The following is a 26,795-nucleotide window of genomic DNA, read 5'->3' on the forward strand; positions in this document are numbered from 1 at the left end:
AAATCCTATTGGGCGGCAGCCCTCCAGCGGGAACTGAACCTGGATCCGATCTGCCACCGCTTCACCTCCGCTTCGGAAGTATCACACCGGAAGGTGACCGCGTCCCGCAGATAGGAGAACTCCGCATCGATGACAGCCCCGAGCAGGAAGCAGATCTCATCGCGCCGTCCGAGAGGCCGGTTCTGCAGCACGAACTCGGCCCGGACGATGACGGCCTCCACCTTGCGCCTGTTCCAATCCGCATCACCGAAATCGGCAACGGAATAGGACTTTGTCTCGAGCTCCCAGCGGTCGCGCGTCAGTTGCTTGTACTCGCGCACGAGATTCGGGAAGAGTTCGGCCGCCTTTCCGAATACGCCGTCGCCGCGCTTGTCGCCGCTCGCCTTCACTTCTGCGATGAAGGCATCGACGATGCCGGAGACCTGATCCTGCGCCGCACGTGCGAAGGAGCGGTTGCGGGACTGCAGGTCGCGCTCGATGTTTTCGCGCTTGGCCGCCTCGTCCAGGGCACGCTGCTTCATGATGGCGGCTTCCTGCTGCAGCGCCTTGCGGGCCTCCTCCTCCTTCGCCATGACATTGGCCATCTGGGAGGCCTCGGCCTGGAGAACCGCCTTCACCTCCAGGGAATCCACCCACATTGGCGCCACGACATAATCGAGACGCTCGCGCTTCATGGCCTTGACGATCTCGGCCAGGTCCGTCGCCGAGGCATAGATCGCATTGCACTTCCGGGTCTGGAAGTCCGCGAAGGCATCGTCGAGCGATGTCCTGGTGAAGCTGATGTCGTCCGTCGACACGTTGAACACTGTGCCGGTCTTCTGCAGGACGGCGATCCGATGGGCCTCGGGATCGTCGGCGACGGTCTGGCAGATGCGGCCCTGGCTCGGATTGTTGAAGACGATACCGAAGCCGGAACTCTTGCCGTTGAGGATCTGCGCCTCGAGGGCCGCAGAACTCAGGACCTCATCCTGCAGTGCCCTGACGACCTCGGGGCCGGGAATCGATGCGAGGCGGCCGAAGGTGGTTTCGACCTTGCGGACCAGGGACGAGACATAGCCCGGCGCCTGCGACAGCAGTCCGATGCGCTGGAACACGATGACGTCGTAGCCTTCCATGCCGTCGATCGGACAGGCGGCCTGCGCGATCCTCACGCCCTGGACATCCAGCTCCTGCCTTTGGATCTGCGCCATGGTCAGGCGCTCCAGATCCTTGATCCGCTCGACATTGCGATCCTGCGCGAAACAGATCGTCGGGTTCCTGTCCTTGAAGACGAGGTCTCCCTTCAGACTCTTGACGATGCGTCCCGACGCATTGTTGTAGAGAAAGATCAGCTCCTCGTTATCGCCGTCGATGAGGAAGCGCGTGCGCTCGGTGATCCCGAGCTGGCGGGCCAGAGCCGTCTGCGGATCCTCGGATGTCTTCGGCGTATTCTTCTCGGTCCAGGCCAGCATCGCCGACCGATAATCATCCGTCAGGTTGTTTGCGGCGACGAGGCGCGAGAATTCGGTGTTCGCGCGGTTGAGAGCATTCAGGTTGCGCTCCTTGAGCGCCTTCGCGAACTGCTCGCCGAATTTGGTGAGATCGGCCGTATGCGGCGACAGGATGTTGCCGGCGACATAGGATTCGATGAAAGTGACATTCTTGCCCGCCTCGAGCGCCGCCTCCGAAATCCGGCGGTCGAGGGCTTGTTGCCGCTCGTCGGCGAGGCTCTTCATGAAGACGCCGAAGTTCGCATCGTTCTTGAAGAACGCCTCGAGACGCTTCTTGCCTTCGCGAGCGCTTTTCAGATTCTGCGTGTCGACCGCAGCCTTCGTCGCGACGGCGCTTTTGGCGATGTCCGCGAGATTGGCCGGGCTGCCGCCGGCAACGGCCCTGTCTTTCAGGTATTGCGAGATATCGTTCAGGAAATCCGCGATCTCCTGCATCTCCTTGGTTTGTCCCGAAGCACCTCCAGCTGCGGCCTCCGCCTCGGCCTGCTTGAAGCGGTTGTAGAACTCGACCGGAACCCGCTGCCAATTCGCCGAGGCCGAGGTTTTACAGTAATGGTTGCCGTTGTCGGCGCGCGCGCAGGTGCGGAAGCCGTCGAGGGAGAATTCCTGCGCGACCGATGTCGAAAGGAAGCCTGCGAGGCTTCCTCCGACAAGAGCAGCCGTCGCCAGAAGGCGCGGAAGGCTCAGGCGCATTCGGTCCGTTCCTCGGTTGAGGGCTTGCCCTGGAAGGTGATTGTCTCCTGGATCGTGCGGCAGGTCTTGCCGTCGGGCATCTTGTCGACCTTGGCGACCTTGATCGACCCCGTGGCCTCCTTGCTCTTCCAGCTCGTGGTCGAGCCGGCGGGCTTGCGAACGGCCGTGCTCACCGCCTGCTGGCGCTGTGCCTTCGATTGGGCGTCCATGTTGGGCAGGATATGGCCGAGCACTGCGCCGACGAGAGCTCCAGCAACGATTCCTCCGGCGTTACCCCTCCCGACCGCAGCTCCGACAGCAGCCCCGCCGGCGCCGCCCAGGAGGGCTCCGAACGGGTTTTGCTGGGCCTGAACGGGAGCAGCCGTGCCGAGGACGAGAGAGAGTACGACGACAAACGCGGTTATGACTTTATGCATTGTGGCCCCTATTAGTTTCTTATGTCCTGATGAAAATCCTACATCCCGCCACGAAGTTGACACAATAGGGAAAACCCGAGGTTGTATCATTTTCTCTGCAAACCCGCCGTGCCGATTTGCATAAACCAGACACCCAGCCTCCCAACGCGCCCCTCCATTGACCTTACGACAGCTCCCCCTAGCCTTGATTCAGGTCATGGAGGTCCTCCTATGCGGCACGGATGGCGGCTTCTTATCCTGGCGACATTGTCGCTCGTCGGCGCTCACGCTCCGGCTCTTGCCCAGCAAGGCACGACCGTTCGGGTCGGGCATTTTCCCAACATCACCCATGTGCAGGCTCTCGTCGCGCGCGGCTTCGAGCGGCAGGGGCGCAGCTGGTTCGGGGAACGGCTCGGACCGGGCGTAAAGATCGAATGGTACGCCTACAATGCCGGTCCGAGCGCCATGGAAGCGATCTTCGCCAATTCGCTCGACCTCACCTATGTCGGCCCCAATCCCGCGCTCAATGCCTATGCGCGCTCGCGCGGCGCGGAGGTGCGCGTCGTCGCCGGTGCGGTGAACGGCGGCTCTGCTTTGGTGGTCCAGGGCGATTCAACCCTGTCGAAGCCGGCCGATTTCAGGGGCAAGCGCATCGCCACGCCGCAATTCGGCAACACGCAGGATGTGGCGGCAAGAGCCTGGCTCGTGGCCGGCGGGTTGCGGATCACCCAGACCGGCGGCGATGCGCAGGTGGTGCCGACCAGCAATCCAGACCAGCTCTCCCTGTTCCAGAGCAAGCAGCTCGATGCGGTCTGGACCGTGGAGCCATGGGTCTCGCGCCTTGAATCGGAATCCGGCGGCAAGATCCTGGTCGAGGAGAAGGAGGCGATCACGACGATCCTGGTGTCCAGCGCCGGTTTCCTCGCCAAGAACCGGGACCTCGCCAAGCGTTTCGTCGCCGCCCATCGCGAGCTGACGGAGTGGATCCGGAAGAACCCGGACGAAGCGCAGAAGCTCGCCCGCGACGAGCTGCAGGCCGCCTTCCGCCTCGACATGTCGCCGGAACTGGTGGCGCGCGCCTGGAGCCGCATGGTCATCACGCCTGATACGACGCGGGAGGCTTTTCAATCTTTCGTGACCAGCGCGCAGCAGGTCGGCTTTTTGCGCGATACGCCGGACCTGTCCAATTTGATCGAGGCGCCTTGATGGAGGCAGCGCGTCCCGATTTCGTCGCCGATGCCTCCGCCAAGCTCCTCGTCGATGGGGTGTCCAAATGGTTCACCCCCTCGCGGACGCAGGTCCATGCTCTCGACAACGTGTCCCTCGCCATCGAAGAGGGCGAATTCGTCTGTCTTCTAGGGCCGAGCGGGTGCGGGAAATCCACCCTCCTCGACATCATGGCAGGCCTGACCATGCCGGATTCCGGCCGGGTGCTCACCGACGGCAAGCTCGTGGAGAGACCCGGACGGGAGCGGCTCGTCATGTTCCAGGAATCGGCGCTGTTTCCGTGGCTCGATGCCTTCGGCAACGTGATGTTCGGGCTCAGGTTGCGGCCGGACCTGAGGAATGCCGAGCGCAAGGAGATCGCCAACCATTTCCTCAAGCTCGTGGGGCTGGCAAAGTTCAAGCATGCCTATGTGCATGAGCTCTCCGGCGGCATGAAGCAGCGCGTCGCGCTGGCGCGTGCGCTCGCACCGGATCCGCAGGTTCTGCTGATGGACGAGCCCTTCGCCGCGCTCGATGCGCTCACCCGCGATCAGCTCTACGACGACATCCAGCAGATCTGGATGGAGAGCCGCAAGACCATCGTCTTCGTCACGCATAACGTGCGCGAGGCCGTGTGCCTCGGCGATCGCGTCGTGCTGATGTCGCCCTCGCCGGGGCGCATCGCGCAGATCTTCGACATTCCCCTCTCCCGCCCGCGCGACATCAACAGCCCGGAGCTTGCCGGCTATGCGTCGCAGATCGCCGCGGCGCTGAAGGGCAATATGAGGAAGGCGGTTTCCGAATGAAGCGCATCGCCGTCGCCCTCTTCTTCTTCGCCGTATTGATCACCCTGTGGGAACTCGCGGTGCGCAGCGGCCGCTGGTCCGTGGTGCTGCTGCCCTCCCCCATCTTCGTTGCGGAATATATCTGGGCCGCTTTGCTCGACGGCACGCTGATCGAGTCGACCTGGGTCACCCTCAAGCGGCTGCTGATCGGCTATATCGCCGGCGTCATCATCGGCCTTCCGCTCGGCCTTTTGACCAGCACGTCGCAGGTGTTCGAGGACACGATCGGCGCGCTGGCACTCGGCTTCCAGACCCTGCCGAGCGTGTGCTGGGTGCCCCTCGCGCTGATCTGGTTCGGCCAGACCGAGGGCGCGATGCTCTTCGTCGTCATCATGGGCACGGTGTGGTCGGTGATCATCGCCACCGACCACGGTGCGCGCAACATTCCGCCGATCTATGCCCGCGCGGCACGCACCATGGGCTCGGAAGGCTTTCACAAATGGACGCGCGTAATCCTGCCGGCATCGCTGCCCTTCCTGGTCAGCGGCATGAAGCAGGGCTGGGCCTTCGCCTGGCGCTCGCTCATGGCGGCGGAGATCTACGTGACGATCCTCACCGGCTTCGGCCTTGGCCACCTGCTGCATTACGGGCGCGAGCTGAACGCCATGGATCAGGTGATCGGCATCATGATCGTGATCGTCGTGATCGGCCTTCTCGTCGACCGCCTGCTCTTCTCGCCCTGGGAGCGCATCCTGCACCGGCGCTGGGGAACGAACGTGAAGGAGGCCTAAAGCATCTGACTCAGAAGTGGAATCCATTTTCGGGATCAATTCTCGCGTATCGTTGAGCGTTAGAGGCTCATTAAAGGCGCCGAAGCAGACGATTACGTGATAATCTGCGCCTTACGATCGCAAGTGATGGAGGTTGAGATGCGCAGAATCATCGCCCGTCTTGCCCCGCTGCCTCTCGCCGTGTCGACCGCGCTGGCTCAAAGCACTCCGCCTGCGCAAAGCCTCCCGACAGGCGCCGACGACAGCGCGGTCCTCTTGTGGATCGCCGCCTTCTCAGCCTTGGCGGTGCTCGCCTTCTGGTATGTCGCCAGGAGCCGGCACCACCCGTAAGCGGAAAATTATTGTCTGTCCTGCTTAGGCTGGGCCAATCCGGGTTCGCTTGTCTGAGCGCTTGCGGGCGCGACGGGACTGCCCGATGGCAGCGTGCCGCCGGGCTGCAGCGGTGTCGCGATGCCTGACGGTGCACGCGGCGGATGAGCCGAGGAGAACCAGGTGTCGTCGGAGGGGCTGCCGCCGACGGCTGACGTCGAGAGGCCTGCTCCATGGAGCAGAGCGTCATCTTCCGGGTCGTAATGCTGCTCATGCGGGGCTGCGGCAGGTCCCGGAGCCGGCCTCGGCCTGGCTTCCCCCTTGCCGGTCGTCCGATAGTTTCGCCCATGGGCGGAGAGGCGGCGGTCGAAATCCTCATCCGGGAACGGATAGCGCGTTTCGGGATGCCAGGGCGCTCCCGGCGACGGCCGGCGATAGTGCGGGCGGGGACGCCTCGACCGGGTGGCGCTCCACAAAAGCGCCCCCGCGCCGATGGCGGCAAGGCCTGCGACGATCCCGAAGACGGTTCCTGTCGGAAGGCCGTAGCGGCTCGGCATTGCGGATTGGGGCATATGCCAGCGCTCGGCCTCATAAGCAGCGATGCGCTCGTGCTCGTAGCGGCGCCACAGAACCTTGAGCTCGTTAGGCGAGAAGGCGCTGCGGGCGACGATCATCACGCCGTTTTCTTCGAGGGTGAAGGCATGCCGGATGGAGCCGGTCAGATCCTTGAAATCCGCCGCCCAATCGTGGCTGTCCTTGCTGGGATGAGCCGCGAGCCTGTCGAGCTCGCGCAGGATCTCGTCCTGCCTGCCTTCGAGATCGGCAACAAAGGAGGCCATCCGCTCGTGCTCGGCGAGAGCGGGATAGATCACTCGCTGCTGCGCGGCGATGTGCCGTTCCAGCTCGTCCTGCAGATCGGCAAAAAGCTCGGCGCGGCTGTTCGGGCCGGTGCCCGTGGCACGCAGCACCTCGCGGCAGAGCTCCTCGATGTTCCCGTGGTCCGCCACCACCATCTGCCACAATTCCATGGGGATCCTCCTCATGCAGAGCCGATAAGCATGAACGGCTGGAACCGACCGCTGTTCCGCCGGCGAGATCCCTCTCGCAAGATCCCTCTCGAAAGGATGTGACAAGGATCGTCCCGACTTGCTATGGACGGGTATGAGGTTCGACCCGGCATGCGCGAGACGCGTGCCAAGTCTTCCAAGGCGCGAGTGACCGATGACCACGCAAAATCCGCAACCACCTGAGACCGCTGCGCCGCAGCTGCCCACCTACGAGGATGTCGTCGCCGCGGCCGGGCGCATCGACGGCATTGCGCACCGCACGCCGGTGCTCACCTCCCGCACCGCCGATAAGCGCACGGGCGGCACCCTGTTCTTCAAGGCCGAGAACCTTCAGCGCGGCGGCGCCTTCAAGTTCCGCGGCGCCTACAATGCCATTGCCCGGCTCTCCCCCGAGGCGAAGCGGCTCGGCGTCGTGGCCTTCTCCTCCGGCAACCACGCCCAGGCCATCGCCTATGCAGGACGGCTGCAGCAGGTCCCGACCGTCATCATCATGCCCGAGGACGCGCCCGCGATGAAGGTTGCGGCGACGAAGGGCTATGGCGGCGAAGTGGTGCTCTACGACCGCTACAAGGAGGACCGCGAGGCCATCGGGCGCAAGCTGTCCCAGGAGCGCGGGCTCACCCTCATCCCGCCCTACGACCACGAGGACATCATTGCCGGCCAGGGCACCGCCGCCAAGGAGCTGATCGAGGAGGTCGGCCCACTCGACATGCTGCTCGTCTGCGTCGGCGGCGGCGGGCTGCTCGCGGGCTCGGCACTCGCCTCCAAGGCGCTCTCGCCCGATTGCCGCATCTACGGCGTCGAGCCGGAAGCCGGCAACGATGCGCAGCAATCCTTCCGCAGCGGCTCCATCGTGAGGATCCCCGTTCCCGCCACCATCGCGGACGGAGCGCAGACGACCTATGTGGGCAACAAGACCTTTCCCATCATGCGCGCGCTCGTCGACGACATTCTCACCGTGTCCGATGCGCAGCTCGTCGACACCATGCGCTTCTTCGTCGAGCGCATGAAGATCGTGGTGGAACCCACCGGCTGCCTCGCGGCTGCGGCCGCCCTCCACGGTATCCTTCCCTGCAAGGACAAGCGCGTCGGCATCATCGTCAGCGGCGGCAACGTGGATCCGCGCGCGCTGGCCGGGTTTTTGGCGGGGTAGCAGCGTCCTCGTCGCGATTGCCACGTGACACGCTCCCCCCTCCCGGGTGGGAGAGGGGCAGGGGTGAGGGCGGGGCTAAACCAGTCAGGCGCCGTCACCTCCGCTGCTGCCTGTCATCGACTGCGTTTCATCGGGCACTGGCCTTCCCTCACCCCAACCCTCTCCCAAACGGGAGAGGGAGAAGCGCTTTGGTTCACGGCCCCGCCCGCACCACGACGGCGATACCGTCGTGATCGCCGCTCGTCAGCTTCGGGTCGCCGATCAGCGCGTTGCCGAGATTGACGAAGGCGCTCACCTTGAAATCGGTGTGCAGATCGAGCCTCTGCGTGAAGTCGTCCCTGGCGCGGTTGAACGAGCTATACTGGTGCGGAGGATCGCGGATGGGGTCGACCTCCTCGCGGCTGAAGGCGGCGGTGAAGAGATACCCCTTCGCCAGGGCATAGGGCCCGAAGATGCGGCCGTGATTGTTGCTGACCTCGAAGATGTCGTTGGAGAAGGCGTCGTCCCTTCCCTGCGGGAGCTGCGGATAGGGCCTGTCGCCGATATAGCCCTGATAGCCGGTCGAGTGCCCGAAACGGATCGGATAACCGGCGCGCGTCGCAGCGGCGATGAGCCTCGTCTTCGCCTCGTCGACGCTCGTTGCGCCTTCGTCGACGATGATGACATTGATGGGCTCGCGCAGATTCCTGCCGTGATAGATCTCGCCGAGCCAGTCCGACGGCACGCCCTGCGCCGTCAACATCCACTGGCCGATAGGCGGCAGGCCCTCCGGCGTCGCGATGGCGAAGTTCTGTTGCGCCTTTGCTGCGGGCGCCGCCATCAGCGCGACGCCCAGAATGAGAATCCGGAACCGGCCCCGTCCCATGTGCCTTCCCCGATGCGGCTGATCGTCATGCCGCAGGAAAACACGATCGTGCGCGTCAGGCCATGGCTTTTCCGGCGGAGGCCTTGACGGCGACGACGGCATAACGATGTTGCGTCGCGCGCTCAAGCCCTTTCAGGAGCGGCAGATTCCTCGCCTGCTGCCGATGGATCGCCTTGAGATTGCGGTCGACCGCAACTTCTGCAAAGCCGGCCTCGCGCAGCAGAGCCATCACGGCCTCGGCCCGCGCGCCCTTGGAGAAATAAACGCGCTCGAGGATGCGCTCGTGGGTCTCGCGCATCGCGTTCGGTGCATGCGGAACTCCGGACGATCCCGGCAGCAGCCTCTCGATGACACGGATCATGCGCTTGACGAACGTATCCGACACGAAGTCACCATCGACGATCAGCAGACGCCCACCCGGCTTGAGCAGGGAATGCCATTCGCGGAACGCTGCCTTCGGATCGACGAGCGTCCAGACGAGGTGGCGCGTGACGAGGACGTCATAGCTTTCCGGCTGTTCCAGCGTGTGCTCGGCATCGCCCATGACGAAGCGAATATCCGCGCCGCGACGCGCCGCCTTCGCCCGCGCCTGACGCAACATCGACTCGGACCAGTCGAGCCCAGTGACGTCGAAACCAAGGCCGTGCAGCAGATGCGAGATCACGCCCGTACCGCTGGCAAGATCGAGCGCCCTGCGGTCGTCTCCGGGGCCGAGATGGCGCCGGAAGAGATCCCGCCACGCCTCGCGTTCCTCCTCCGAGAAGATCTCGTGGCCGACCTGCTCGTCGAAGGTCGCGGCGCCGGCGGACCAGTAATCGCGGATTTCGTCGCGGAGGGTGAAGTTGGCAGTCATCGAACGTCCATCGCCAAAGGAAGCTTTGCGATGCTCGTCTAGCGCATTCTGCAGAAAAGTGGACTCGGTCTTCGCGCATCGCCCCCGCCCGAACGCAGGGCGCTGCAGGACCTCGCCGTTAAGAGGCAGGAAATCCGATGGCGGAGCATTTTCCTAGTCTTCAATAGAAAAAGGGTCGCGCCCAGTCTTTGTTCGACTGTGTTCGCGACCCTTAAGACCGTATTTGCCCCTACGGTTAATTCGGCATAAATCATATTTTACGGTATCGCAAGACCAAATAGTTCTTAAATGAACGGTCCGCGGCGTCAGAATATCGCATATTCCATATTGACATGCCTTAGATATGTCATGAAGCGCCACATTTAAGACATATTACTACACAAATAGATAGGTGTACCGACCTTTGTATTTGCCCCTACGGGTCGGATCCTTAAAGCGCCCCTGAAAAGTGGGCGCTTTCTTTTTGGGCGCGACGGGAATCCCGCCTCAGAGGCTGGCTCATAATGCGCGAGCAACCCTCCTCTTCCTTGTGGGGAGGGAGATGGCCTGTGCAAATCTCAATGAATTATGAGCCGGGCTTTCAGGACGATCCCTGCGGGGCGAAGAAGCAGATGATGGCGTGGGTCGTCGGCTCCTCGCAGATGTGGAACCTCGCATCCGGCGACATCTTGCCGAATTCGCGCCCGATCAGGCGCCCGTCCCAGAGCCGCCAGCCGTCTTCGGTCTCCGTGACGGTCTCGCCGCGGCTCTCGACGAGTTCCCGGCAATCGTGATCGTCACAGCACCAGAACGGATACCAGCTATGGGCGAGGGCCGGCCCGCCCGTCAGGCACATCACCGCAAATATCGTCCAGCGCATGAATATCATTCAGGCCCTCGGGTCTCGCTCGACGAGCTCGATCCTGATCTTGGGGCGCCGGGCATGAGGCGTCCAGCCCTGCCGCATGGGCAAGAACCGCGTCCGCCGACAGCCTCATTTCTCGGTCTGAAGATAGGGTTCGACCTTGCCCTTGAGCTTGATCGTCATCGGGTTGCCGAAGCGATCCTTGGCATTGCCCGCCGTCACGCGCACCCAGCCCTCGCTGACGCAATATTCGTCCACATTGGTCTTCTCGGCCCCGTTGAAGCGGATACCTACCCCCTTCGCCAGCAACTCCTCGTTGTAGAAAGGGCTGTCCGGGTTCGTGGACAGGCGGTCGGGAAGCGTGTCGGTCATGCGCGGGTCTCTCCGGATCTGGTTCTTTGTGGGGCGGCAAACTAGCTCTTCGGAGATCGAAAGCCAATTCCGCCTATCCGGCGTGACAAGCTCGGCGCAATGTCCTACTTTCGTCGAACGTCCCAGGGGAACGCCTGGGGGCACGATGACAATCCGCTCGAAGCGGAGGCGCGATCAGGGAGAGAGACTTGTCGGCTGCGACAGACGGGATTCATACCGATTTTTCAGAAGGCATGAGCTACGGGGACTATCTCCGGCTCGACACACTCCTCTCCGCACAGGCTCCCCTCACGGCCGAGCATGACGAGCTTCTCTTCATCACCATCCATCAGGTGATGGAACTCTGGCTGAAGCTCCTGAACCGCGAGCTCGACACGGCGCTGGCCCATGTCCGGGCCGACCAGCTTCAGCCCGCCTTCAAGTGCACCGCCCGGATCAACCGGATCCAGGAGCAGCTGATCCAGGCCTGGACCGTGCTCTCCACCATGACCCCGTCGGACTACCTGAGCTTCCGCCCGGCGCTCGGCCAATCCTCCGGCTTCCAGTCCTGGCAATACCGTCTCGTGGAATTCAAGCTCGGGTCGAAGGACGCGATCAAGATGGCGCCGCACCGCCACCGGAGCGACCTCGCGGAGCAACTCGAGGCGGCCTATCGCGCGCCGAGCCTCTATGACGAATCCTTGCGCCTGCTGGCCCGGCGCGGCTACGCGATCCCGGCGGAAGTGATCGAGCGCGACGTGACGCAGCCCTATGCGGCGCATCCCGGCGTCGAGGCGGTATGGGAGGAGATCTACCGCCATTCCGGCGCGCATTTCGATCTCTACGAGCTCGCCGAGGAGCTGGTCGATCTGGAAGACGCCTTTCAGCAATGGCGCTTCCGGCACATGAAGACCGTGGAGCGCATCATCGGCATGCGCCGCGGCACGGGCGGCAGCAGCGGCGTCGGCTATCTGCGCAAGGCGCTCGAACGCTCGTTCTTTCCCGAACTCTGGTCCGTGCGCGGCAAGCTTTGACGATGCGAGAGATGCGCCATGCTTGATCTTCGTTCCCAGTTCTCCCGCTTCCTCAACACAGAGCCGGACCGCCTGCATTTCGCAGCCCACAGTCACCATCCCTGGCCAGATGTGACGCGCGAAGCGCAACTCCAGGCCTGGGACGACGCTGCCCGGCTCATCGACGACAAATGGGAGCACGTGCTCGGACCCGTGCTCGACGAGTTTCGCGGGCATGTGGCCGGGCATCTCAGCCTGCCGGATCCGTCGACCATCGCAGTCGCCCCGAATACGCATGAGCTTCTCAAGCGCATCCTGTCATGCTTTCCGGCGGACCGCCCGATCCGCATCCTGACCTCCGACGGCGAGTTTCATTCCTTCACCCGCCAGATGGCGCGGCTGGAAGAGGAGCGACTCGTCGAGGTCACCCGCGTGCCGGCGGAGCCGTTCTCAACCTTCGAGGACCGCTTCTACGCTGCCGCTCAGGAGGGTTTCGATCTCGTCTTCGTGAGTCAAGTGTTCTTCAATTCAGGCTTCGCACTGGACGGGCGTTATCTCGCGGAATGCAACCGCGACGGCGCGATGATCGTGATCGACGGCTATCATGGATTCATGGCGCGGCCGACCGATCTGGGAAGCGTTGCTGACCGCGTATTCTACATCGCCGGCGGTTACAAATATGCGATGGCCGGCGAAGGCGCGTGCTTCATGCACTGCCCTCCGGGATGGGCCTTACGTCCGCGCGATACCGGCTGGTATGCGGCCTTCGGCCATCTCGCCGGCGCGCAGAACGGCCAGGTCGGCTACAGCGGCGACGGCTGGCGCTTCATGGGCGCGACATTCGATCCGTCGGGCCTCTACCGCTTCAATGCGGTCATGCGCTGGCTGGCGGATGAGGGCATCACGCCGGGCATCATCCATGCCCATGCCAAGGCGTTGCAGCAGCACTTCCTGCACCGCATCGGCGGATCGGCCCCGTTCGAACACGCCTCCCTCGTGGTGCCGGCCGATGAGATGCGGCGCGGCAATTTCCTCACCTTCCAGACACCGCAGGCACAGGCAATCCATCGCGACCTGGCGGAGCTTCGCGTCGTCACCGACGTGCGCGGCCAGCGCCTGCGACTCGGCTTCGGCATCTACCAGACGGAAGAGGAAGTGGATGACCTCGTGCGCCGCATCGACGAGGCTGGTGCGCTGGAATCCCTGCCCTACGACACGCCATCGGCAGCCTGACGTTAGGCCCTCATCGGCCCGGTTGATCTCTGCCTTTCATCTTGGCCGCAACCTTCCGCAACACCTTGCGTTGGCTTCTTGACCGACAAGTCATTGTCTTCAGGGGCATCTGATCGCAAGGAGATCCCCATGCGTCGTATCGTGTTCAGCAGTTTGACCATCGCCGCCATTGCTCTCGGCGCTACCAGCGCCATGGCTCAAAATAGACCTCCTCCGCCGGTTTCGGGTGGAAGCGGATCGCAAGTCACGAATCCTGCTATCTACCGCAACTACGCCACCAAAGAACATGAGCGGAGCATGCTGGTGCAGCAGCGCAAGCTGGGCCTGACCACTGGCAGCGTCAGCAAGCACCACACTGCCAAGAAGCCCCATCACACGACCCATAAGAGCATGTAAGCGTGCTGGTGATGTGTAGTCCGAAGGCTCCGGCCATGGACCGGAGCCTTTTTCATGCGTCATGACGGCGCTCAGAGGTCCACCATCCTCATCCCAGCCTCGGGATAGCGCATTCCGGCGGCGGAGCCCGGCGGGACGATGCTGTCGATACGCGCGAGGTCGTCCTTCGTAAGCGTCACGTCGAGCGCGTGCACGTTCTCCTCGAGATAGCTCCGACGCTTGGTGCCGGGGATCGGCACGATGTCGTTGCCCTGCGCCAGCACCCACGCGAGCGCGAGCTGCGATGCCGTGCAGCCCTTCTCGCGCGCCATGGTCTCGATCTCGCGCACGAGGTCGAGGTTCTTCTGAAAATTCTCTCCTTGAAAGCGTGGCGACATGCGGCGGAAATCATCGTCGGCAAGATCGTCGATGCTCTTGATCTGCCCGGTGAGAAAACCGCGCCCGAGCGGCGAATACGGCACGAAGCCGATGCCGAGTTCGCGCGTCGTGGCGAGGATCTCGCCTTCGGGATCGCGGCTCCACAGCGAGTATTCGGTCTGCAGTGCGGCGATGGGATGAACGGCGTGCGCGCGGCGGATGGTCTGCGGACCGGCCTCGGAAAGACCTAAGAAGCGCACCTTGCCCTCGCGCACGAGTTCGGCCATGGCGCCGACCGTGTCCTCGATCGGCGTCTCCGGATCGACGCGGTGCTGGTAATAGAGATCGATCACGTCGACCTTGAGCCGCTTCAGGCTCGCCTCGCAGGCCTGTCGCACATAATCCGGCTTGCCGCTGATGCCGAGGCGCTCACCGTTCGGCCCGCGCACATTGCCGAATTTGGTGGCGAGCACGACCTTGTCGCGACGATCCGCAATGGCGCGCCCGACAAGCTCCTCGTTGCGGCCGACGCCGTACATGTCGGCAGTGTCGAGGAACGTTACGCCGAGCTCGATCGCGCGATGGATCGTCGCGATGGACTCGGCCTCGTCGGCGCTGCCGTAGAATTCGGACATGCCCATGCAGCCGAGGCCGATGGCGGACACTTGCAACGAACCAAGCTGACGCTGCTGCATGAGATCTCTCCGAAATCGAGGGCAGATGTCGCCGCAGGCTTGCGCGGCGGACGAGCCATGAACTGGCTCTGCCGCATCCGGTTTCAAGCCGTGCGCGTCAGACCGCGGTTTCCGCCAGCAGGAGAATGAGCCCCAAGGCCACAAGCGCGATGCTCGGCCAATGGTGCTTCGGGTGAAGGGCCTGCGCCCTCCCCTGCGGCTCGAGCGTCACGCCGGAACCGGTCCGATGCGGGTCGCTCAGGCGTCCCTTCCAGAGAACCCGTCCTGCCGCAAGCACGATCCCGCCGACGATGAGCAGCGCTCCGATCCAGATGAGGACCATGCCTGACTGCATGAGGTTCTCCCGGCTGATAAGACCTTGGGACTGCGCAACATATCACACCCGCGCATCGAGGCACAGAAGTGGGGGTCTCAGGGTGTGGTCGCAGCCGAGCGGTTGAAGAGAAGTGCATCGGGATGGCGACGCATCGCCTCCTCGCTGCAGGCCTCCGGACCGAGCTGGTTGCGGAGCCGAGGATAGCGGTTTTCCAGTTCCGCGAGCGTCACGTTCTGTGCGATGCGCGGATGCGCGATGCAGATGGCGCCGTCCTTGCCCCAGGCCGCCTCGAAGGGCATGAGATCGACGGTCTCCGGCTTCTGGATGCCGAAGCGGTCATAGACATCGATCACCGTGCCGTCGCGGGTGGTGGCACGATCGTCGCCGCCGTAATCGGCACGCACCATATGGATGCAGGCGGCATGAAGATCGCGCATCGGCACGCCAGCGCCCTCCTCCCAGGGCTGATAGCCCATGAGGATGCACTTGCCCTCCGCGCCGCTGGTACAGGTGACGGTGATGCCGGTCTGTTTGAGAAGCGGCATTCCCAACCGGCGGCCTTTCGCATCGGGCTGGCAGGCTTCCTGCACCTGCCCCGAGGCGTCTTCGACCAGGAGCCGGTAGAGTGTGAGCGGCTTGCCCGAGGACGTTTTGTCCTCCTCGACCGCATCGATCAGAAGCCGGACGGAGTCGGCACCGTCGTGAATCACCACGCGCGCTCCGACAAGCGCATCGCGCGTCAGCACGCGGCCATCGTCGAGGGTCAGCCGGAACTCGCCTCTGTCAGCCTCGAGACGCCCGCCCGTCGCGGGAGCGGCATCGGGAAGCGCGGCGACGAGCGCGATGAGAAAGGCGCGAAGCAGCATGGCCGTGCACAAAGACCCTCGCCCGCTCACCGGGCGAAGGTCCTCCCGCGTCAGGTTATTCGAGCGTCACGCGCGTGCCATCCGCGAGAATGACGAACGCGGCGCGGCCTGCGGCCTGTTCGCCGGCCGTGCCATTGAACGCCAGGCCGTTCATGTTGCGACCGTTCATGTTGCGGCCGTTGTCCAGCGTCAGGGCGTTGACGCCCGACGCTGCGAGAAGCCCCGCCATGAGAATCGGCAGGGCATGAAAAGTCTTCTTCATCGCGTTTTTCTCCAAGCCCCTTGAGGAAGCGAGGCCCGGTCGGCCCTTCTTATGAAACTTTATATCGATGGGTTGCCGAAAGACCTCAAGGAACCGGAAGTTGAAAACTTTCCCAATCGGAATGCAGTGTGACTTTGCGCACGTCCGCCGGCCGAAAATCCAGTCTGGAACGGGATCGCATTTCCTCAGATGACCTGCCCGGCGCACCAGCCCGACGACCAGGCCCACTGAAAATTGTAGCCGCCGAGCCAGCCGGTCACGTCAACGACCTCGCCGATGAAGTAGAGGCCGGGCACGGCCTTCGCTTCCATGGTGCGGGAATCGAGGTCGCGGGTGTCGACGCCGCCGAGCGTCACCTCGGCCGTCCGGTAGCCTTCCGAGCCGGCCGGCTTGAAGCGCCAGCTTTTCACCGCTTCCTCGACGGCGCGCAGGCGCTTGTCGGAATAATCCGCGAGATTGGCCGGCCCCTGCTCCGTATCGGCGATCAGCTGCGCCAGGCGCTTGGGGAGGAACGCGGCAAGTGCCGTCTGCAACGCCTGGCGCCCGTTCTCGGCCCTGGCCTTCCGCAGTTCCTCGAACAGATCGACGCTCGGCTGCAGGTTGAGCACGATCTCGTCGCCCTCGCGCCAATAGGAGGAGATCTGCAGGATGGACGGGCCGCTCAATCCGCGATGGGTGAAGAGCAGCGCCTCCGCGAACCGGGTCTTGCCGCAGGACGCCACCGCGTCGACCGAGACGCCGGCTAGCGGCGCCAGCCGTTCCAGCATGGTCGGCTCCAGCGTCAGCGGCACGAGAGCGGGGCGCGTCTCGACGATCCTCAATCCGAATTGCTGTGCGAGATCGTAGCCGAAGCCGGTGGCGCCCATCTTCGGGATAGACTTGCCGCCGGAGGCCACCACGAGGGAACGGCAGCGCACGGCACCCTGCGATAGGGTGAGCGCGTATCCGTCCGAAGTCTTCTCGACCGAGCGTACCGACGTGGCGAGGCGAAGCTCCACATCCGCCTGCCGCATCTCGTTCAGCAGCAGGTCGACGACCTGCCGGGAAGAGCCGTCGCAGAAAAGCTGACCCAGGGTCTTCTCGTGATAGGCGATGCCATAGCGCTCCACGAGCGCGACGAAGTCGCGTTGGGTGTAGCGGCGCAGGGCCGAGATGGCGAAGCTCGGATTCTGGGAGATGAAGTTTGCCGGCGATGCGTTGAGATTGGTGAAATTGCAGCGCCCGCCGCCGGAGATGCGGATCTTCTCGCCGGGCTTCGCCGCATGGTCGAGAACCAGCACGGAGCGCCCGCGCCGCCCGGCCTGTGCCGCGCACATCATCCCGGCGCCTCCTGCGCCGATCACCACAACGTCGAATGGGTCCAAGGGACGCTTTCCTGCCAGAGCGGGCCTGCCCGAGCAGGCTTGTCACGCCTGTGGCTAAGGGATCGCAGGCGATCTTGCAAGGCGTCCGCGCCTGGACGCCGCGACAGCCCGCGCACCCATCAGATGACGAAGAAGTCTTTGTAGGTCATGGCGAGCTTCTTGGAGAGAGCAGCGATCTCCACCGCCTTGCCCTTGCCCGAGCCATCGGCATCGTAATAGAGCACGCCCTTGGCTTTGTCGTAGACGATGTAGTCGTCCTTGTCCTTCGCCTTAGGGCCGACGACGAAGAAATCCTTCAGAAGCTGGGCCGGCTTCTTCTCCGTGCCGCTCTTGCCGAGCTTGGTGAACACGACGTTGTCCAGCCAAATCGAGTCATCCGCGACCTTGAAGTCGAGGATCTTGTCGAGGTTCGAACTCTTGTTCGGCTTCGTGTCGAACACGAAGGCGTCACGGCCTGAGCCGCCCTTGAGGACATCTTTGCCCTTTTCGCCTCGGATGACGTCATTGCCGCTATCGCCGAACAGCGTGTCGTGGCCGTCGCTGCCGTAGATCTTGTCGTGCCCGCCGGCACCCTTGATCGTGTCCGCTCCGGATCCGCCGGCGAGGAGCTCCGCGCTTCCCGAACCGCCGATATTCGTTCCGGGCGTGGTTGGAGGCCGGTATCCCGATGACGTGTAAGTGCCGCTGGCGTCGGTGATCTTCTTGACGCCGTTCGACTCGAGCTCATGCCTCTGCAGGTCTGTGAAAGTCTTTCTATCCAGGATCACCCAGATGTTCTTTCCGCCCTGGCCACTGATAAAGGTCGCGAGCTTTGGGTCGCTGATCAGAAGAGTGGCGGTGCTGTCTGCGAACGAGATCGTCTCGATATTGGAGACCGTCTTTCCCCGCAGGTCGAGACTTGGCCCGTGAAGGACCAGAGTGTCGCCCATAGTGAAGAAGTCGGGTTTGCCGCCATCCAAGGCTCTGACCGAGGAAAGTGTCTGCGCGTTGAACGCGAAGATCTCCTCGGCATCGCTCCCCTGCACCTTCTCGATGCCGCGGAAGGCGCCGAGCTTGGTGAAATCGTACGTGCCGCGATCCCAGGGTTGTGCATTCGGAGCGGAAAATCTGAGCGTATCGAAACCGGCGCCCCCATCGAGAGCGTCGCCGGCACCCAGGTCGCTCAGGCCTGACACGAAAACCTCGTCGGCGGCCGTTCCGCTCAAGGTGTCAACGCCCGAGGTCAGGGCGATCACATTCGACGCACCGACCGTGACACCGATCGTCGCCGTGCCCTTGCGCATCCCATCGTCCGATGCGGTGATGACGATCGTGCGATGGGCAGCGAATGCCGGATCGGCGTTGAGGTTCACATAGGTGATGGCCCGGACAAGCTTGTTGACCAGTTCCGGCGTCGCGCCGTTCGTCAGCACCACCGACAAATCCTCGCCGGGCGTGCTGTAGATCGTGCCGATCTCGGTACCGTCTACGCTGACTTTGCTGCCGGCAAAAAGACCGTCCGACAGGCGTACCGCGCCCGCCGTGTCGATTCCGATGCTCTCGGTCGGGAGCTTCTGTCCCGCGATCCGAACCGACAGGGAGCTGATCACTCCGTCGTCGTCGGTGATCGCGGCATCCGCGCCGGCGTCGAGCAGGACGGCCTGTCCCGGGAGGGTGCGAATGGACGAGCCGTTCAGATTGGCGATGACCGGAGTCTCGTTGATGCTCACCGCGCCGTCGGCATAGGTGATCTTGTCGATGCCGTTGGCATGGAGAGCTTCGCGCTCTTCCGGAGTCAACGAAACGCCGTTGATGATGAGGTGGTCGTTCTGCCCGAAGCCCCTGAGCTTGAAAGCGGTGGCCTTGTCGCCAAGCATCACGACGGCATTGTCGGACACGAGATTGATGCGATCGATGTTCAGGATCGTCCGCGTCCGAAAGTCGAAATTTGTGCCCTCGAGCCCGAGGACGTCATCGGACACGCTGGCGCCGCCATCGATCGTCACGACATCCTTGAGCTGATCGTCGCGGAGCCAAATTATGTCGCCGTAAGACGTGGCGCGAATGATTTCGACGCCCGAGAAAACCGAAAGATCCGTGAGATCGAAATAGCCCGTGTAGAAATCGGACGTCAGGCGAAGCGTATCTGTTCCCGCGCCACCGTCGATGGTCCCGACCCATTGATTGACGGTGACCGACGTTGTCAGCGTCAGAACGTCGTCCGAGGCAGTGCCGACGATATTGAGAGTGGTAGGACCTGAAAAACCGAAACTCATGGATCGTACAACCAATTCAATTTGCGTGGCCGGAACTTGGCCATTCGCGTTGACTTACCCGTCAATGCCATATTCCTGTAATATTGTATAGGTAGCGCCGGACTTTATTCAGGGCAGTCCAAGCAACTCATGCGAAAGGATGAGTTCAGCTCACCCTCTCAATTGAAGCCGTTGCCCCCGGGGTGTACCATTGGTCATTCTTCACAGCCGCGCATCCCGCAGCGACGGTATGTCAGTCAGCCGCCCTCCCGATACGCGGATCGTCAATCCGACAGGAGGCTGTCTTGACCATTGCACCGACCCTGCAACGCTACATGGCCGACAAAGGCATTCCATACGATCTGATCTCGCACGACCGCGCGATGACGTCGCTCGGCAACGCCAACGCGGGGCATGTTCCGCGCGACCGCCTGGCGAAAGGCGTCATGCTCAGCGATGGCCAGCATTACATGCTCGCCGTGATGCCGGCCTCGCATCATCTGCGGCTGTCCGACCTCAAGACGGAGCTGGGGCAGGAGCTGCGCCTCGCCTCGGAGGATGAGATCGTCGAGGTTTTCCGCGATTGCGACCGCGGCGCCATTCCGCCCGTCGGCTCCTGCTACGGTCTCGAGGTCATCGTCGAGAACAGCATGGACGGGCAGCAGGACGTCTATTTCGAAGGCGGAGACCACGCCACGCTGGTCCATATCAAGGGAGACGACTTCGCGCGCCTCAACCCCAAGGCGCAGCACGGCTCGTTCAGCGAACGCATCTCGTGAACGTCCAAGAGACATGAAGGCGGCCTGCGTGAGCAGGCCGTCTCGGCTCGGCAGAGGCATCGAACTGTGATAGGGCCTGCGAAGGCTTCCAGCCGCCCTTTCCAGTTCCGAGTGATCGCCCCGCCTCATGCCGCATCTTGCCGAATATGCCGGCCTCTTCGCCGCAGCCTTTCTCTCGGCCACGATCTTCCCCTTCCAGTCGGAAGCCGTGCTCTTCGCCATGCTGGTGGCGGATCATTACTCCTGGTGGCTGCTGATCCTGGTGGCGAGCGTGGGCAATATCCTGGGCTCCATCGTCAACTGGTACCTGGGCCGCTTCTTCGCCCATTTCGAGGACCGGCGCTGGTTCCCGGTGAAGCGGAAGCAGATGGCGCGGGCCGAGGCCTGGTATCACCGCTACGGGCGCTGGACGCTATTGTTGAGCTGGCTCCCTGTCGTCGGCGATCCGCTGACCATCGTCGCGGGCGTGCTGCGCGAACCCTTAAGGGTGTTCGTCCCGCTCGTCGCGCTCGCCAAGACCGGGCGATACTTGGCGGTAGCAGCGTTGAGCCTGGGTTGGGTTTGAGCAAAGCCTGTCATTCCGGGGCGAGCGTAGCGAGAGCCCGACCCGAAGGGCCACGCCGCAGGCGGGGAAAACCATAAACACGACGTTTCAAGAAGAAGCGGTCAGCGCCACACCCCTTTCTGTACCCTCAGCGGCTATGGGTTCCGGGCTTGGCCTGCGGACAACCCGGAATGACGGCAGCGGTTCAAGGCCCCTGCAGGCTCGACCAGATCTCCTCCAGATGGCGCGGCCCAATCACGGCCCCCGATGCGGTGCGAATGAACGCTTCCATCCCTGCGGGCGGCTCGTTGTTCATGGCCCAGTGGACGGCCTCGCGCAGAGTGGCGAATTCCCTCACGTCGCTCGGGTGGCCCTGGCCGGCTTTCGTGCCTATGGGCTCGTATTGCAGATGGGCCGGGGCATCCAGTTCATCCTTGGTCAGCATGTCGCGGTCCTGCCTGATACATCGTGGCTCAGGCAGGACAACGCTCCCGAAGGCTCGGCCGTTTCAGCTTGGCTCTCAGCAATTCCATTGCGGCAAAGCAGCCGCGACCACAAGGAATGGCATTTTTTCTTGCAAACCACGCAATTTCAGTCGAACAAGGCCCTAAAGTTTAAGGGGAAATCATGCCAGCCTATCGTTCTCGCACCACCACCCACGGCCGCAACATGGCGGGCGCTCGCGGCCTCTGGCGGGCCACGGGCATGAAGGATTCCGACTTCGGCAAGCCGATCATCGCCGTCGTGAACTCCTTCACCCAGTTCGTGCCGGGCCACGTCCACCTCAAGGATCTGGGCCAGCTGGTGGCGCGGGAGATCGAGAAGGCCGGCGGCGTCGCCAAGGAATTCAACACCATCGCGGTGGATGACGGCATCGCCATGGGCCATGACGGCATGCTCTATTCCCTGCCTTCGCGGGAGCTGATCGCGGACTCGGTCGAGTACATGGTCAACGCCCATTGCGCCGACGCCATGGTCTGCATCTCCAACTGCGACAAGATCACCCCCGGCATGCTGATGGCGGCGCTGCGCCTCAACATCCCGGTGGTCTTCGTCTCCGGCGGACCGATGGAAGCGGGCAAGGTCGTGCTCAACGGCGTGACCAAGAAGCTCGACCTCGTGGACGCCATGGTCGCCGCCGCCGACGACAAGATTGCGGACGAGGACATCAAGGTCATCGAGCGCTCCGCCTGCCCCACCTGCGGCTCGTGCTCGGGCATGTTCACGGCCAATTCCATGAACTGCCTCACCGAGGCGCTGGGTCTCTCCCTGCCCGGCAACGGCTCGACGCTCGCAACGCACGCCGACCGTCGCCGTCTCTTCGTCGAGGCTGGCCATCTGATCGTCGATCTCGCCCGCCGCCATTACGAGCAGGACGATGCGAGCGTGCTGCCGCGCTCCATCGCGAGCTTCGCCGCCTTCGAGAACGCCATGACGCTCGATATCGCCATGGGCGGGTCGAGCAACACGGTGCTGCACCTGCTGGCCGCTGCCCATGAGGCGGAGGTCGATTTCACCATGGACGATATCGACCGCCTGTCGCGCCGGGTGCCGGTCCTGTGCAAGGTCGCGCCGGCCGTGGCCAACGTGCACATGGAAGACGTGCACCGCGCCGGCGGCATCATGGGCATCCTCGGCGAGCTCGACCGCGCTGGCCTCCTCGACACCTCGGTGCCCACCGTGCATTCCGAGACCATGAAGACCGCGCTCGACCGTTGGGACGTGCGCCGCACGAACTCTCACGCCGTGCATGAATTCTTCAGCGCCGCTCCCGGCGGCGTGCCGACGCAGGAAGCCTTCAGCCAGGCGAGCCGCTACGACAGCGTCGACACGGACCGCGCCGCAGGCACGATCCGCGATGCGCAGCACGCCTTCTCGAAGGATGGCGGCCTCGCCGTGCTCTCCGGCAACCTCGCCCTCGACGGCTGCATCGTAAAGACCGCCGGCGTCGACGAGAGCATCCTGGTGTTCTCCGGCCCGGCCGTCGTCTTCGAGAGCCAGGACGATGCGGTCAGCGGCATCCTCAACGGCAAGGTCAAGGCCGGCGACGTGGTCGTCATCCGCTACGAGGGCCCGCGCGGTGGACCCGGCATGCAGGAGATGCTCTATCCCACGAGCTACCTGAAATCGAAGGGCCTCGGCAAAGCCTGCGCACTCATTACCGATGGGCGCTTCTCCGGCGGCACCTCGGGTCTCTCCATCGGCCACGTCTCGCCGGAAGCGGCGGAAGGCGGCACCATCGGCCTGGTGCAGGATGGCGACCGGATCGAGATCGACATCCCGAACCGCGGCATCCGCCTCGCCGTGGCGGAAGCCGAGCTCGAGCGCCGCCGCGCCGAGCAGCAGGCCAAGGGCTGGCAGCCGGCGGCCCCACGCAAGCGCAAGGTCTCGGCGGCCCTCAAGGCGTATGCCATGCTCGCCACTAGCGCCGCCAAGGGCGCCGTCCGCCAAATCTGAACGGGCTTGTCGCCTTCGAAATCTCCCTGAAGCCTGCCGTCAGGGGGATTTCGTGCCGAGGAAATTGTGCCGAGGAATTTGTGCCGACTTGGGCATTCCCAAGTCTCGGGCCTCCCGGCGAGCGACTTCACGCCATTTGCAAGCGAGCCGGAGCTTTCGGGGACGCCCATCCTCTAAGGAAAGCAAAAGGATATTTCTCGCCCGCGATTGAGGGATCTAAGGATTTCGGCATCCCTCCATGTGCGTTATCGCACAGTAACGTTAGGTAATATTCATCGCTTTCTTCATTGATCGAAGCCGCCCTCTCCAAACAGAGAGTATCCGAGCCAAGACCTCCTCCTAGCTCGCACCGTACAAGGACAGCGGAAGGGAGGAAGACCTCATGTCGGTCAGAGCGGATGGTGCGATCACTGCGGAGAGACAGAAATGGCCGCGTGCCCGTTCCTCTCGAAAGACGTTCTCTCCCGGCCTGTCCTCGGCGCTGGGCGGGCCGGCGCTGGGCCTCGCTATCGCGGTTGCGGCCGGTCCAGCACAGGCCGCCTGCACGACGAGCGTCTCCGGCGGCCAGACGCGGGTCGTCTGTTCGGGCGCGACCACCGACCATTACTGGGCTGCGGACGATACACCCTCGTCGGTCGAGGTGCAGGCCGGCACGACGATGCAGACGAGCGGTGCGGCGATCCGCGTGGAAGGCAACAGCACGGTCACGATCGCCAACGGCGCCACGGTCGCCGTGACCGGCGGCAATGCCGACCACGCCTATAATGCGATCTATGTCGAGGACGACGGCAGCACCGTGACCAACAACGGCACCGTTTCGACGGTGCAGAACTCGGTCGACGGGCTCGAAGCGACAGGCAGCAGGAACACGCTCGTCAACACGGGCGGCGTCTCGACGCAAGGGATATCGTCGGAGGCGATCATCGCGCGCGGCCACGCCAACACCCTGCGCAACAGCGGCATTCTCGAGACCTCGGGCGCCTCCGCCCGCGGCATGATCGCGGAGGGCAACGACAACACCCTGGTCAACACCGGAACGATCCGCACGACGGGCGCAGGCGGCGAAGGTATCCGCGCGGATGGCGGCGGCACGACGACGCCGGCGCAGAACGCAACCATCGCCAATAGCGGCACCATCACGACCGGCGGCTTCACCGCCGACGGCATCCGCCTGATCGGGAACGACAGCACCGTCACGAATGACGGCACGATCACCGCGTCGGGCGTCGAAGGGCGCGGCGTCAAGATCGAGGGCCACGGCAACCGGGTCGACAACCGCGGCACCATCCAGGGCCTGGGTGCGGACGGCGAAGGCCTCTACGTGATCAGCAACGCCGGCCAGACCAACACGATCGTCAACCATGCGGACGGCCAGATCATCGGCCGCAGCGAGGTCGGCCTGCGCGGCCGCTTCGGGGCAGAGGAGATCGAGAATTTCGGCCTCATCCGCACCGACGTGACCGGCGGCGCCGCCGTCGATCTCAATGCCGGCAACGATTCCTTCCTGATCGGCGCCAGCTCCACCATCCAGGGCTTCGTGCGTGCCGGTGCCGGCACGGATACGTTCAGGCTCGGCGGCGCGGCCAATGCCACCTTCGACGCGCGCGAGATCGGCGCGAGCGCCAAGTACCGCGAGTTCGAGCGCTTCGAGAAGGTCGGCACATCCACCTGGACGACGGAAAACGACAACAACGCCGCCATGCCCTGGGCCGTGCGGGAAGGCACGCTTCTGGTGACGGGCAGCATGGGCGGATCGGCCATGACCGTGCATGGCGGCGCGACGCTGGGAGGGACAGGCACCGTCGGCAGCATCGATGCGCTTACCGGCAGCAACCTCTCGCCGGGCGTGGCGGGCGCGGCGAGCCGCGCCGGGGTCGGCGACATCCGGACCCTGAATGTCAGGAACGACGTGACGATCGCCCCCGGCACCACGTACCGGGTCGATCTCAACGACCGGTTCGAGAGCGACCGGATCGTGGCCGGCGGGCAGGCGACCATCCGCGGCGGCACGGTCGAGGTCCATGCCGAGCGGGCCACCTACTCGCCGGGCCGCTGGACGATCCTGACGGCCCAGCGCGGCGTGACGGGGCAGTTCAGTGATGTGGACGACCTGATCTTCTTCCAGCCGATCCTGACGAAGGACACGAACAACGTCTATCTCGAGCTGCTGCCGGTCTTCCCGGGAGTCGATCCCACGCCAAGGGATGCCCCGGGCGATCCCGGCGAGCCTCTATCCCGGCCCGTCCCGCCGCTGCAGCCGGAGACCACGCCCCCTATCGCGATTCTGCACCACGAGAACCTGTTCCGCGCGGCGATCCTGTGCCGCCTGCGCTGCTCGTCGTCGGATGCCATGGGCGCTGTACCATCCTTCGTCGCGATCGATTCCGTGCCGATGCCGCCTCAAGCCCATGGCCAAGCACAGCGTCAACCGGCAGGCGCCGCGGCGGCGCCAACGCAGGGAACCGGCTGGGGGGTCTGGGGCAAGCTCCTCGGCTCCATCGGACGCACCGATGCCACCCCGACCTCCGCCGCCATGGAGCGGAACACGGGCGGTATCGTGGTCGGCGTGGATGGCGGCCTGGGCACTCCCTATCGGCTGGGGATCGCGGCCGGCTACCTGGCAACCTCATTCGATATCGACGCGGCCGCCGCCTCGGGCGACATCGACAGCTTCCATATCGGCGCCTACGGCTCGGCCGCCTTCGGAGCCTGGAACCTTCGCGGCGGCATCGCCTATGCCCATCATGAGATCGATCTCGCGCGCGGCGCCATCGCGGGCCGGTTCAGCGGCGGCGACACGAGCACGTCCGCCGATTCTCTCCAGGTCTTCGGGGTAATCGGCTATACGTTCCTGCTGTCCGACCGTGTCAGCCTGGAGCCGTTCGCGGGATTGGCCCACATTCATGTGAGCAGCCACGACATCGTGGAGAATGCATCGCCCTTCCGGGCAAACGGCGAGGTCGCCTCCTTCGACACGACCTATTCCACGCTCGGAGCGCGGTTGGTCGCCGCGGTGCCGACCGAGGCCGGCCTCGTCACGTTCAAGGGCATGCTCGGCTGGCGCCATGCCTTCGGAGACGTGGCGCCGGAGGCACGCTTCGCCGTCAACGGATTTCCGGCACCGTTCCTCGTGGTCGGGGCTCCCATCGACCGCGACAGCCTCGTCGTAGAGGCCGGCGTGAACTGGCAGGTGAGCGAAACGGTCGCCGTCGGCGTGATGTATGACGGCGCCCTCGGCCCCCGCGATCAGGAGCATACCCTGCGCGGATCCGTAAGCGTGCGTTTCTGACAATCTACCTCGCGACCACTCCTTCCATGAGGCCTGCCGCAGCCTTACCTCTCCCCGGTGGGGAGAGGTCGAGCGCAGCGAGGGTGAGGGGGCACAGGTTTCTCCGGAGAGGGCGTAACCCCTTGTAACTTCCCTGCTGCCGGATCGGGTATAGTTCCTGGTGCGGCGGCGGGCAGCAGACCGTCAAC

At 64.0% G+C, this 26,795-nt stretch carries 26 protein-coding genes; 12 read left to right on the top strand and 14 right to left on the bottom strand.

The window, feature by feature from the left end; genetic code table 11:
- Nucleotides 1-5 precede the first annotated feature (5 nt).
- Nucleotides 6-2,183, bottom strand: a complete 2,178-nt coding sequence (locus tag JKL46_RS16690; RefSeq protein ID WP_201834842.1) for a hypothetical protein — start codon at nucleotides 2,181-2,183, stop codon at nucleotides 6-8.
- Nucleotides 2,174-2,599, bottom strand: a complete 426-nt coding sequence (locus tag JKL46_RS16695) for a glycine zipper domain-containing protein (RefSeq protein WP_201834844.1) — start codon at nucleotides 2,597-2,599, stop codon at nucleotides 2,174-2,176. The genes JKL46_RS16690 and JKL46_RS16695 overlap by 10 nt, the downstream gene beginning before the upstream one ends.
- A gap of 210 nt (nucleotides 2,600-2,809) precedes the next feature.
- Here JKL46_RS16695 and JKL46_RS16700 point away from each other — a divergent pair, with 210 nt between their 5' ends.
- The 4 genes from JKL46_RS16700 (at nucleotide 2,810) to JKL46_RS16715 (ending at nucleotide 5,690) form a co-directional block, all read left to right on the top strand.
- Nucleotides 2,810-3,784, top strand: coding sequence for an ABC transporter substrate-binding protein (locus JKL46_RS16700; protein ID WP_201834846.1), 975 nt, complete (start codon nucleotides 2,810-2,812; stop codon nucleotides 3,782-3,784).
- Nucleotides 3,784-4,590 (top strand): ABC transporter ATP-binding protein, encoded by an 807-nt coding sequence (locus JKL46_RS16705; RefSeq protein ID WP_201834849.1) that lies wholly within the window; start codon nucleotides 3,784-3,786, stop codon nucleotides 4,588-4,590. The genes JKL46_RS16700 and JKL46_RS16705 overlap by 1 nt, the downstream gene beginning before the upstream one ends.
- Nucleotides 4,587-5,360, top strand: coding sequence for an ABC transporter permease (locus tag JKL46_RS16710; protein ID WP_201834851.1), 774 nt, complete (start codon nucleotides 4,587-4,589; stop codon nucleotides 5,358-5,360). Before JKL46_RS16705 ends, JKL46_RS16710 begins: the two co-directional genes overlap by 4 nt.
- Nucleotides 5,361-5,498: 138 nt before the next feature.
- Nucleotides 5,499-5,690: a hypothetical protein gene (locus tag JKL46_RS16715; protein WP_201834853.1), complete on the top strand. Its 192-nt coding sequence runs from the start codon at nucleotides 5,499-5,501 to the stop codon at nucleotides 5,688-5,690.
- Nucleotides 5,691-5,698: 8 nt separating this feature from the next.
- Here the strand turns inward: JKL46_RS16715 and JKL46_RS16720 are convergent, their stop codons facing one another.
- Nucleotides 5,699-6,697, bottom strand: coding sequence for a hemerythrin domain-containing protein (locus JKL46_RS16720; RefSeq protein ID WP_201834855.1), 999 nt, complete (start codon nucleotides 6,695-6,697; stop codon nucleotides 5,699-5,701).
- Nucleotides 6,698-6,890: 193 nt separating this feature from the next.
- Here JKL46_RS16720 and JKL46_RS16725 point away from each other — a divergent pair, with 193 nt between their 5' ends.
- Entirely contained in the window at nucleotides 6,891-7,889 is a 999-nt protein-coding gene (locus JKL46_RS16725; protein ID WP_201834857.1) for a threo-3-hydroxy-L-aspartate ammonia-lyase, read from the top strand.
- Between the two features lie 193 nt (nucleotides 7,890-8,082).
- On the opposite strand, the gene JKL46_RS16730 is transcribed toward JKL46_RS16725, so the two are convergent.
- The 4 genes from JKL46_RS16730 to JKL46_RS16745 form a co-directional block, all read right to left on the bottom strand.
- Complete coding sequence (locus JKL46_RS16730; protein ID WP_201834859.1) at nucleotides 8,083-8,754, bottom strand: hypothetical protein; 672 nt, start codon at nucleotides 8,752-8,754, stop codon at nucleotides 8,083-8,085.
- Nucleotides 8,755-8,809: 55 nt separating this feature from the next.
- Nucleotides 8,810-9,607: a class I SAM-dependent methyltransferase gene (locus tag JKL46_RS16735; RefSeq protein ID WP_201834861.1), complete on the bottom strand. Its 798-nt coding sequence runs from the start codon at nucleotides 9,605-9,607 to the stop codon at nucleotides 8,810-8,812.
- Nucleotides 9,608-10,187: 580 nt separating this feature from the next.
- Nucleotides 10,188-10,466 (bottom strand): hypothetical protein, encoded by a 279-nt coding sequence (locus tag JKL46_RS16740; RefSeq protein WP_201834863.1) that lies wholly within the window; start codon nucleotides 10,464-10,466, stop codon nucleotides 10,188-10,190.
- Nucleotides 10,467-10,580: 114 nt separating this feature from the next.
- Complete coding sequence (locus JKL46_RS16745; RefSeq protein WP_201834865.1) at nucleotides 10,581-10,823, bottom strand: DUF3297 family protein; 243 nt, start codon at nucleotides 10,821-10,823, stop codon at nucleotides 10,581-10,583.
- Between the two features lie 188 nt (nucleotides 10,824-11,011).
- Here JKL46_RS16745 and kynA point away from each other — a divergent pair, with 188 nt between their 5' ends.
- The 3 genes from kynA (at nucleotide 11,012) to JKL46_RS16760 (ending at nucleotide 13,444) form a co-directional block, all read left to right on the top strand.
- A complete protein-coding gene (kynA, locus tag JKL46_RS16750) occupies nucleotides 11,012-11,836 on the top strand; it encodes a tryptophan 2,3-dioxygenase (protein WP_210381376.1) in 825 nt (274 codons plus the stop codon).
- An 18-nt stretch (nucleotides 11,837-11,854) separates the two neighbouring features.
- Complete coding sequence (locus tag JKL46_RS16755) at nucleotides 11,855-13,048, top strand: aminotransferase class V-fold PLP-dependent enzyme (protein WP_201834867.1); 1,194 nt, start codon at nucleotides 11,855-11,857, stop codon at nucleotides 13,046-13,048.
- Nucleotides 13,049-13,177: 129 nt separating this feature from the next.
- Complete coding sequence (locus JKL46_RS16760) at nucleotides 13,178-13,444, top strand: hypothetical protein (protein ID WP_201834869.1); 267 nt, start codon at nucleotides 13,178-13,180, stop codon at nucleotides 13,442-13,444.
- 71 nt (nucleotides 13,445-13,515) lie between these two features.
- On the opposite strand, the gene JKL46_RS16765 is transcribed toward JKL46_RS16760, so the two are convergent.
- The 6 genes from JKL46_RS16765 to JKL46_RS16790 all read right to left on the bottom strand — a co-directional run bounded on the left by JKL46_RS16765 (nucleotide 13,516) and on the right by JKL46_RS16790 (nucleotide 19,559).
- The gene (locus JKL46_RS16765) at nucleotides 13,516-14,496 is read right to left on the bottom strand and encodes an aldo/keto reductase (protein ID WP_201834871.1); all 981 of its coding nucleotides are present in this window, start codon (nucleotides 14,494-14,496) and stop codon (nucleotides 13,516-13,518) included.
- Nucleotides 14,497-14,593: 97 nt separating this feature from the next.
- A complete protein-coding gene (locus tag JKL46_RS16770) occupies nucleotides 14,594-14,830 on the bottom strand; it encodes a hypothetical protein (protein ID WP_201834873.1) in 237 nt (78 codons plus the stop codon).
- Between the two features lie 77 nt (nucleotides 14,831-14,907).
- Nucleotides 14,908-15,678, bottom strand: a complete 771-nt coding sequence (locus JKL46_RS16775) for an ADYC domain-containing protein (protein WP_201834875.1) — start codon at nucleotides 15,676-15,678, stop codon at nucleotides 14,908-14,910.
- A gap of 55 nt (nucleotides 15,679-15,733) precedes the next feature.
- The gene (locus tag JKL46_RS16780) at nucleotides 15,734-15,940 is read right to left on the bottom strand and encodes a hypothetical protein (RefSeq protein WP_201834877.1); all 207 of its coding nucleotides are present in this window, start codon (nucleotides 15,938-15,940) and stop codon (nucleotides 15,734-15,736) included.
- A gap of 185 nt (nucleotides 15,941-16,125) precedes the next feature.
- Nucleotides 16,126-17,304: a BaiN/RdsA family NAD(P)/FAD-dependent oxidoreductase gene (locus tag JKL46_RS16785; RefSeq protein ID WP_201834879.1), complete on the bottom strand. Its 1,179-nt coding sequence runs from the start codon at nucleotides 17,302-17,304 to the stop codon at nucleotides 16,126-16,128.
- Nucleotides 17,305-17,423: 119 nt separating this feature from the next.
- Nucleotides 17,424-19,559: a calcium-binding protein gene (locus JKL46_RS16790; RefSeq protein ID WP_201834881.1), complete on the bottom strand. Its 2,136-nt coding sequence runs from the start codon at nucleotides 19,557-19,559 to the stop codon at nucleotides 17,424-17,426.
- Nucleotides 19,560-19,843: 284 nt separating this feature from the next.
- Between JKL46_RS16790 and JKL46_RS16795 the strand changes: the two genes are divergently transcribed.
- Both JKL46_RS16795 and JKL46_RS16800 read left to right on the top strand, forming a co-directional pair.
- Nucleotides 19,844-20,317 (top strand): aminoacyl-tRNA deacylase, encoded by a 474-nt coding sequence (locus JKL46_RS16795; RefSeq protein WP_201834883.1) that lies wholly within the window; start codon nucleotides 19,844-19,846, stop codon nucleotides 20,315-20,317.
- A gap of 127 nt (nucleotides 20,318-20,444) precedes the next feature.
- Complete coding sequence (locus JKL46_RS16800; protein WP_201834885.1) at nucleotides 20,445-20,882, top strand: YqaA family protein; 438 nt, start codon at nucleotides 20,445-20,447, stop codon at nucleotides 20,880-20,882.
- Nucleotides 20,883-21,066: 184 nt separating this feature from the next.
- Here JKL46_RS16800 and JKL46_RS16805 read toward each other — a convergent pair whose 3' ends face one another.
- Nucleotides 21,067-21,306: a hypothetical protein gene (locus JKL46_RS16805; protein ID WP_201834887.1), complete on the bottom strand. Its 240-nt coding sequence runs from the start codon at nucleotides 21,304-21,306 to the stop codon at nucleotides 21,067-21,069.
- A 182-nt stretch (nucleotides 21,307-21,488) separates the two neighbouring features.
- On the opposite strand from JKL46_RS16805, the gene ilvD reads away from it, so the two are divergent.
- Together ilvD and JKL46_RS16815 are read left to right on the top strand one after the other, a co-directional pair.
- Nucleotides 21,489-23,318, top strand: a complete 1,830-nt coding sequence (gene ilvD / locus JKL46_RS16810; RefSeq protein ID WP_201834888.1) for a dihydroxy-acid dehydratase — start codon at nucleotides 21,489-21,491, stop codon at nucleotides 23,316-23,318.
- 382 nt (nucleotides 23,319-23,700) lie between these two features.
- The gene (locus JKL46_RS16815; protein ID WP_201834890.1) at nucleotides 23,701-26,607 is read left to right on the top strand and encodes an autotransporter family protein; all 2,907 of its coding nucleotides are present in this window, start codon (nucleotides 23,701-23,703) and stop codon (nucleotides 26,605-26,607) included.
- Nucleotides 26,608-26,795: the final 188 nt, after the last annotated feature.

The organism is Microvirga zambiensis WSM3693, assembly GCF_016735695.1.
Taxonomy (GTDB): domain Bacteria; phylum Pseudomonadota; class Alphaproteobacteria; order Rhizobiales; family Beijerinckiaceae; genus Microvirga; species Microvirga zambiensis.

Excerpts from the sequence above, each read along its gene's own strand:
- JKL46_RS16770 (WP_201834873.1), bottom strand. The coding sequence starts at position 14,830 with ATGCAGTCAGGCATGGTCCTCATCTGGATCGGAGCGCTGCTCATCGTC.
- JKL46_RS16700 (WP_201834846.1), top strand. The coding sequence starts at position 2,810 with ATGCGGCACGGATGGCGGCTTCTTATCCTGGCGACATTGTCGCTCGTC.
- JKL46_RS16725 (WP_201834857.1), top strand. The coding sequence starts at position 6,891 with ATGACCACGCAAAATCCGCAACCACCTGAGACCGCTGCGCCGCAGCTG.
- JKL46_RS16805 (WP_201834887.1), bottom strand. The coding sequence starts at position 21,306 with ATGCTGACCAAGGATGAACTGGATGCCCCGGCCCATCTGCAATACGAG.
- JKL46_RS16775 (WP_201834875.1), bottom strand. The coding sequence starts at position 15,678 with ATGCTGCTTCGCGCCTTTCTCATCGCGCTCGTCGCCGCGCTTCCCGAT.
- JKL46_RS16735 (WP_201834861.1), bottom strand. The coding sequence starts at position 9,607 with ATGACTGCCAACTTCACCCTCCGCGACGAAATCCGCGATTACTGGTCC.
- JKL46_RS16740 (WP_201834863.1), bottom strand. The coding sequence starts at position 10,466 with ATGCGCTGGACGATATTTGCGGTGATGTGCCTGACGGGCGGGCCGGCC.
- JKL46_RS16705 (WP_201834849.1), top strand. The coding sequence starts at position 3,784 with ATGGAGGCAGCGCGTCCCGATTTCGTCGCCGATGCCTCCGCCAAGCTC.
- JKL46_RS16760 (WP_201834869.1), top strand. The coding sequence starts at position 13,178 with ATGCGTCGTATCGTGTTCAGCAGTTTGACCATCGCCGCCATTGCTCTC.
- JKL46_RS16720 (WP_201834855.1), bottom strand. The coding sequence starts at position 6,697 with ATGGAATTGTGGCAGATGGTGGTGGCGGACCACGGGAACATCGAGGAG.
- JKL46_RS16800 (WP_201834885.1), top strand. The coding sequence starts at position 20,445 with ATGCCGCATCTTGCCGAATATGCCGGCCTCTTCGCCGCAGCCTTTCTC.
- ilvD (WP_201834888.1), top strand. The coding sequence starts at position 21,489 with ATGCCAGCCTATCGTTCTCGCACCACCACCCACGGCCGCAACATGGCG.
- JKL46_RS16690 (WP_201834842.1), bottom strand. The coding sequence starts at position 2,183 with ATGCGCCTGAGCCTTCCGCGCCTTCTGGCGACGGCTGCTCTTGTCGGA.
- JKL46_RS16780 (WP_201834877.1), bottom strand. The coding sequence starts at position 15,940 with ATGAAGAAGACTTTTCATGCCCTGCCGATTCTCATGGCGGGGCTTCTC.
- JKL46_RS16790 (WP_201834881.1), bottom strand. The coding sequence starts at position 19,559 with ATGAGTTTCGGTTTTTCAGGTCCTACCACTCTCAATATCGTCGGCACT.
- JKL46_RS16730 (WP_201834859.1), bottom strand. The coding sequence starts at position 8,754 with ATGGGACGGGGCCGGTTCCGGATTCTCATTCTGGGCGTCGCGCTGATG.
- JKL46_RS16745 (WP_201834865.1), bottom strand. The coding sequence starts at position 10,823 with ATGACCGACACGCTTCCCGACCGCCTGTCCACGAACCCGGACAGCCCT.
- JKL46_RS16710 (WP_201834851.1), top strand. The coding sequence starts at position 4,587 with ATGAAGCGCATCGCCGTCGCCCTCTTCTTCTTCGCCGTATTGATCACC.
- JKL46_RS16815 (WP_201834890.1), top strand. The coding sequence starts at position 23,701 with ATGTCGGTCAGAGCGGATGGTGCGATCACTGCGGAGAGACAGAAATGG.
- JKL46_RS16715 (WP_201834853.1), top strand. The coding sequence starts at position 5,499 with ATGCGCAGAATCATCGCCCGTCTTGCCCCGCTGCCTCTCGCCGTGTCG.
- JKL46_RS16695 (WP_201834844.1), bottom strand. The coding sequence starts at position 2,599 with ATGCATAAAGTCATAACCGCGTTTGTCGTCGTACTCTCTCTCGTCCTC.
- JKL46_RS16755 (WP_201834867.1), top strand. The coding sequence starts at position 11,855 with ATGCTTGATCTTCGTTCCCAGTTCTCCCGCTTCCTCAACACAGAGCCG.
- JKL46_RS16765 (WP_201834871.1), bottom strand. The coding sequence starts at position 14,496 with ATGCAGCAGCGTCAGCTTGGTTCGTTGCAAGTGTCCGCCATCGGCCTC.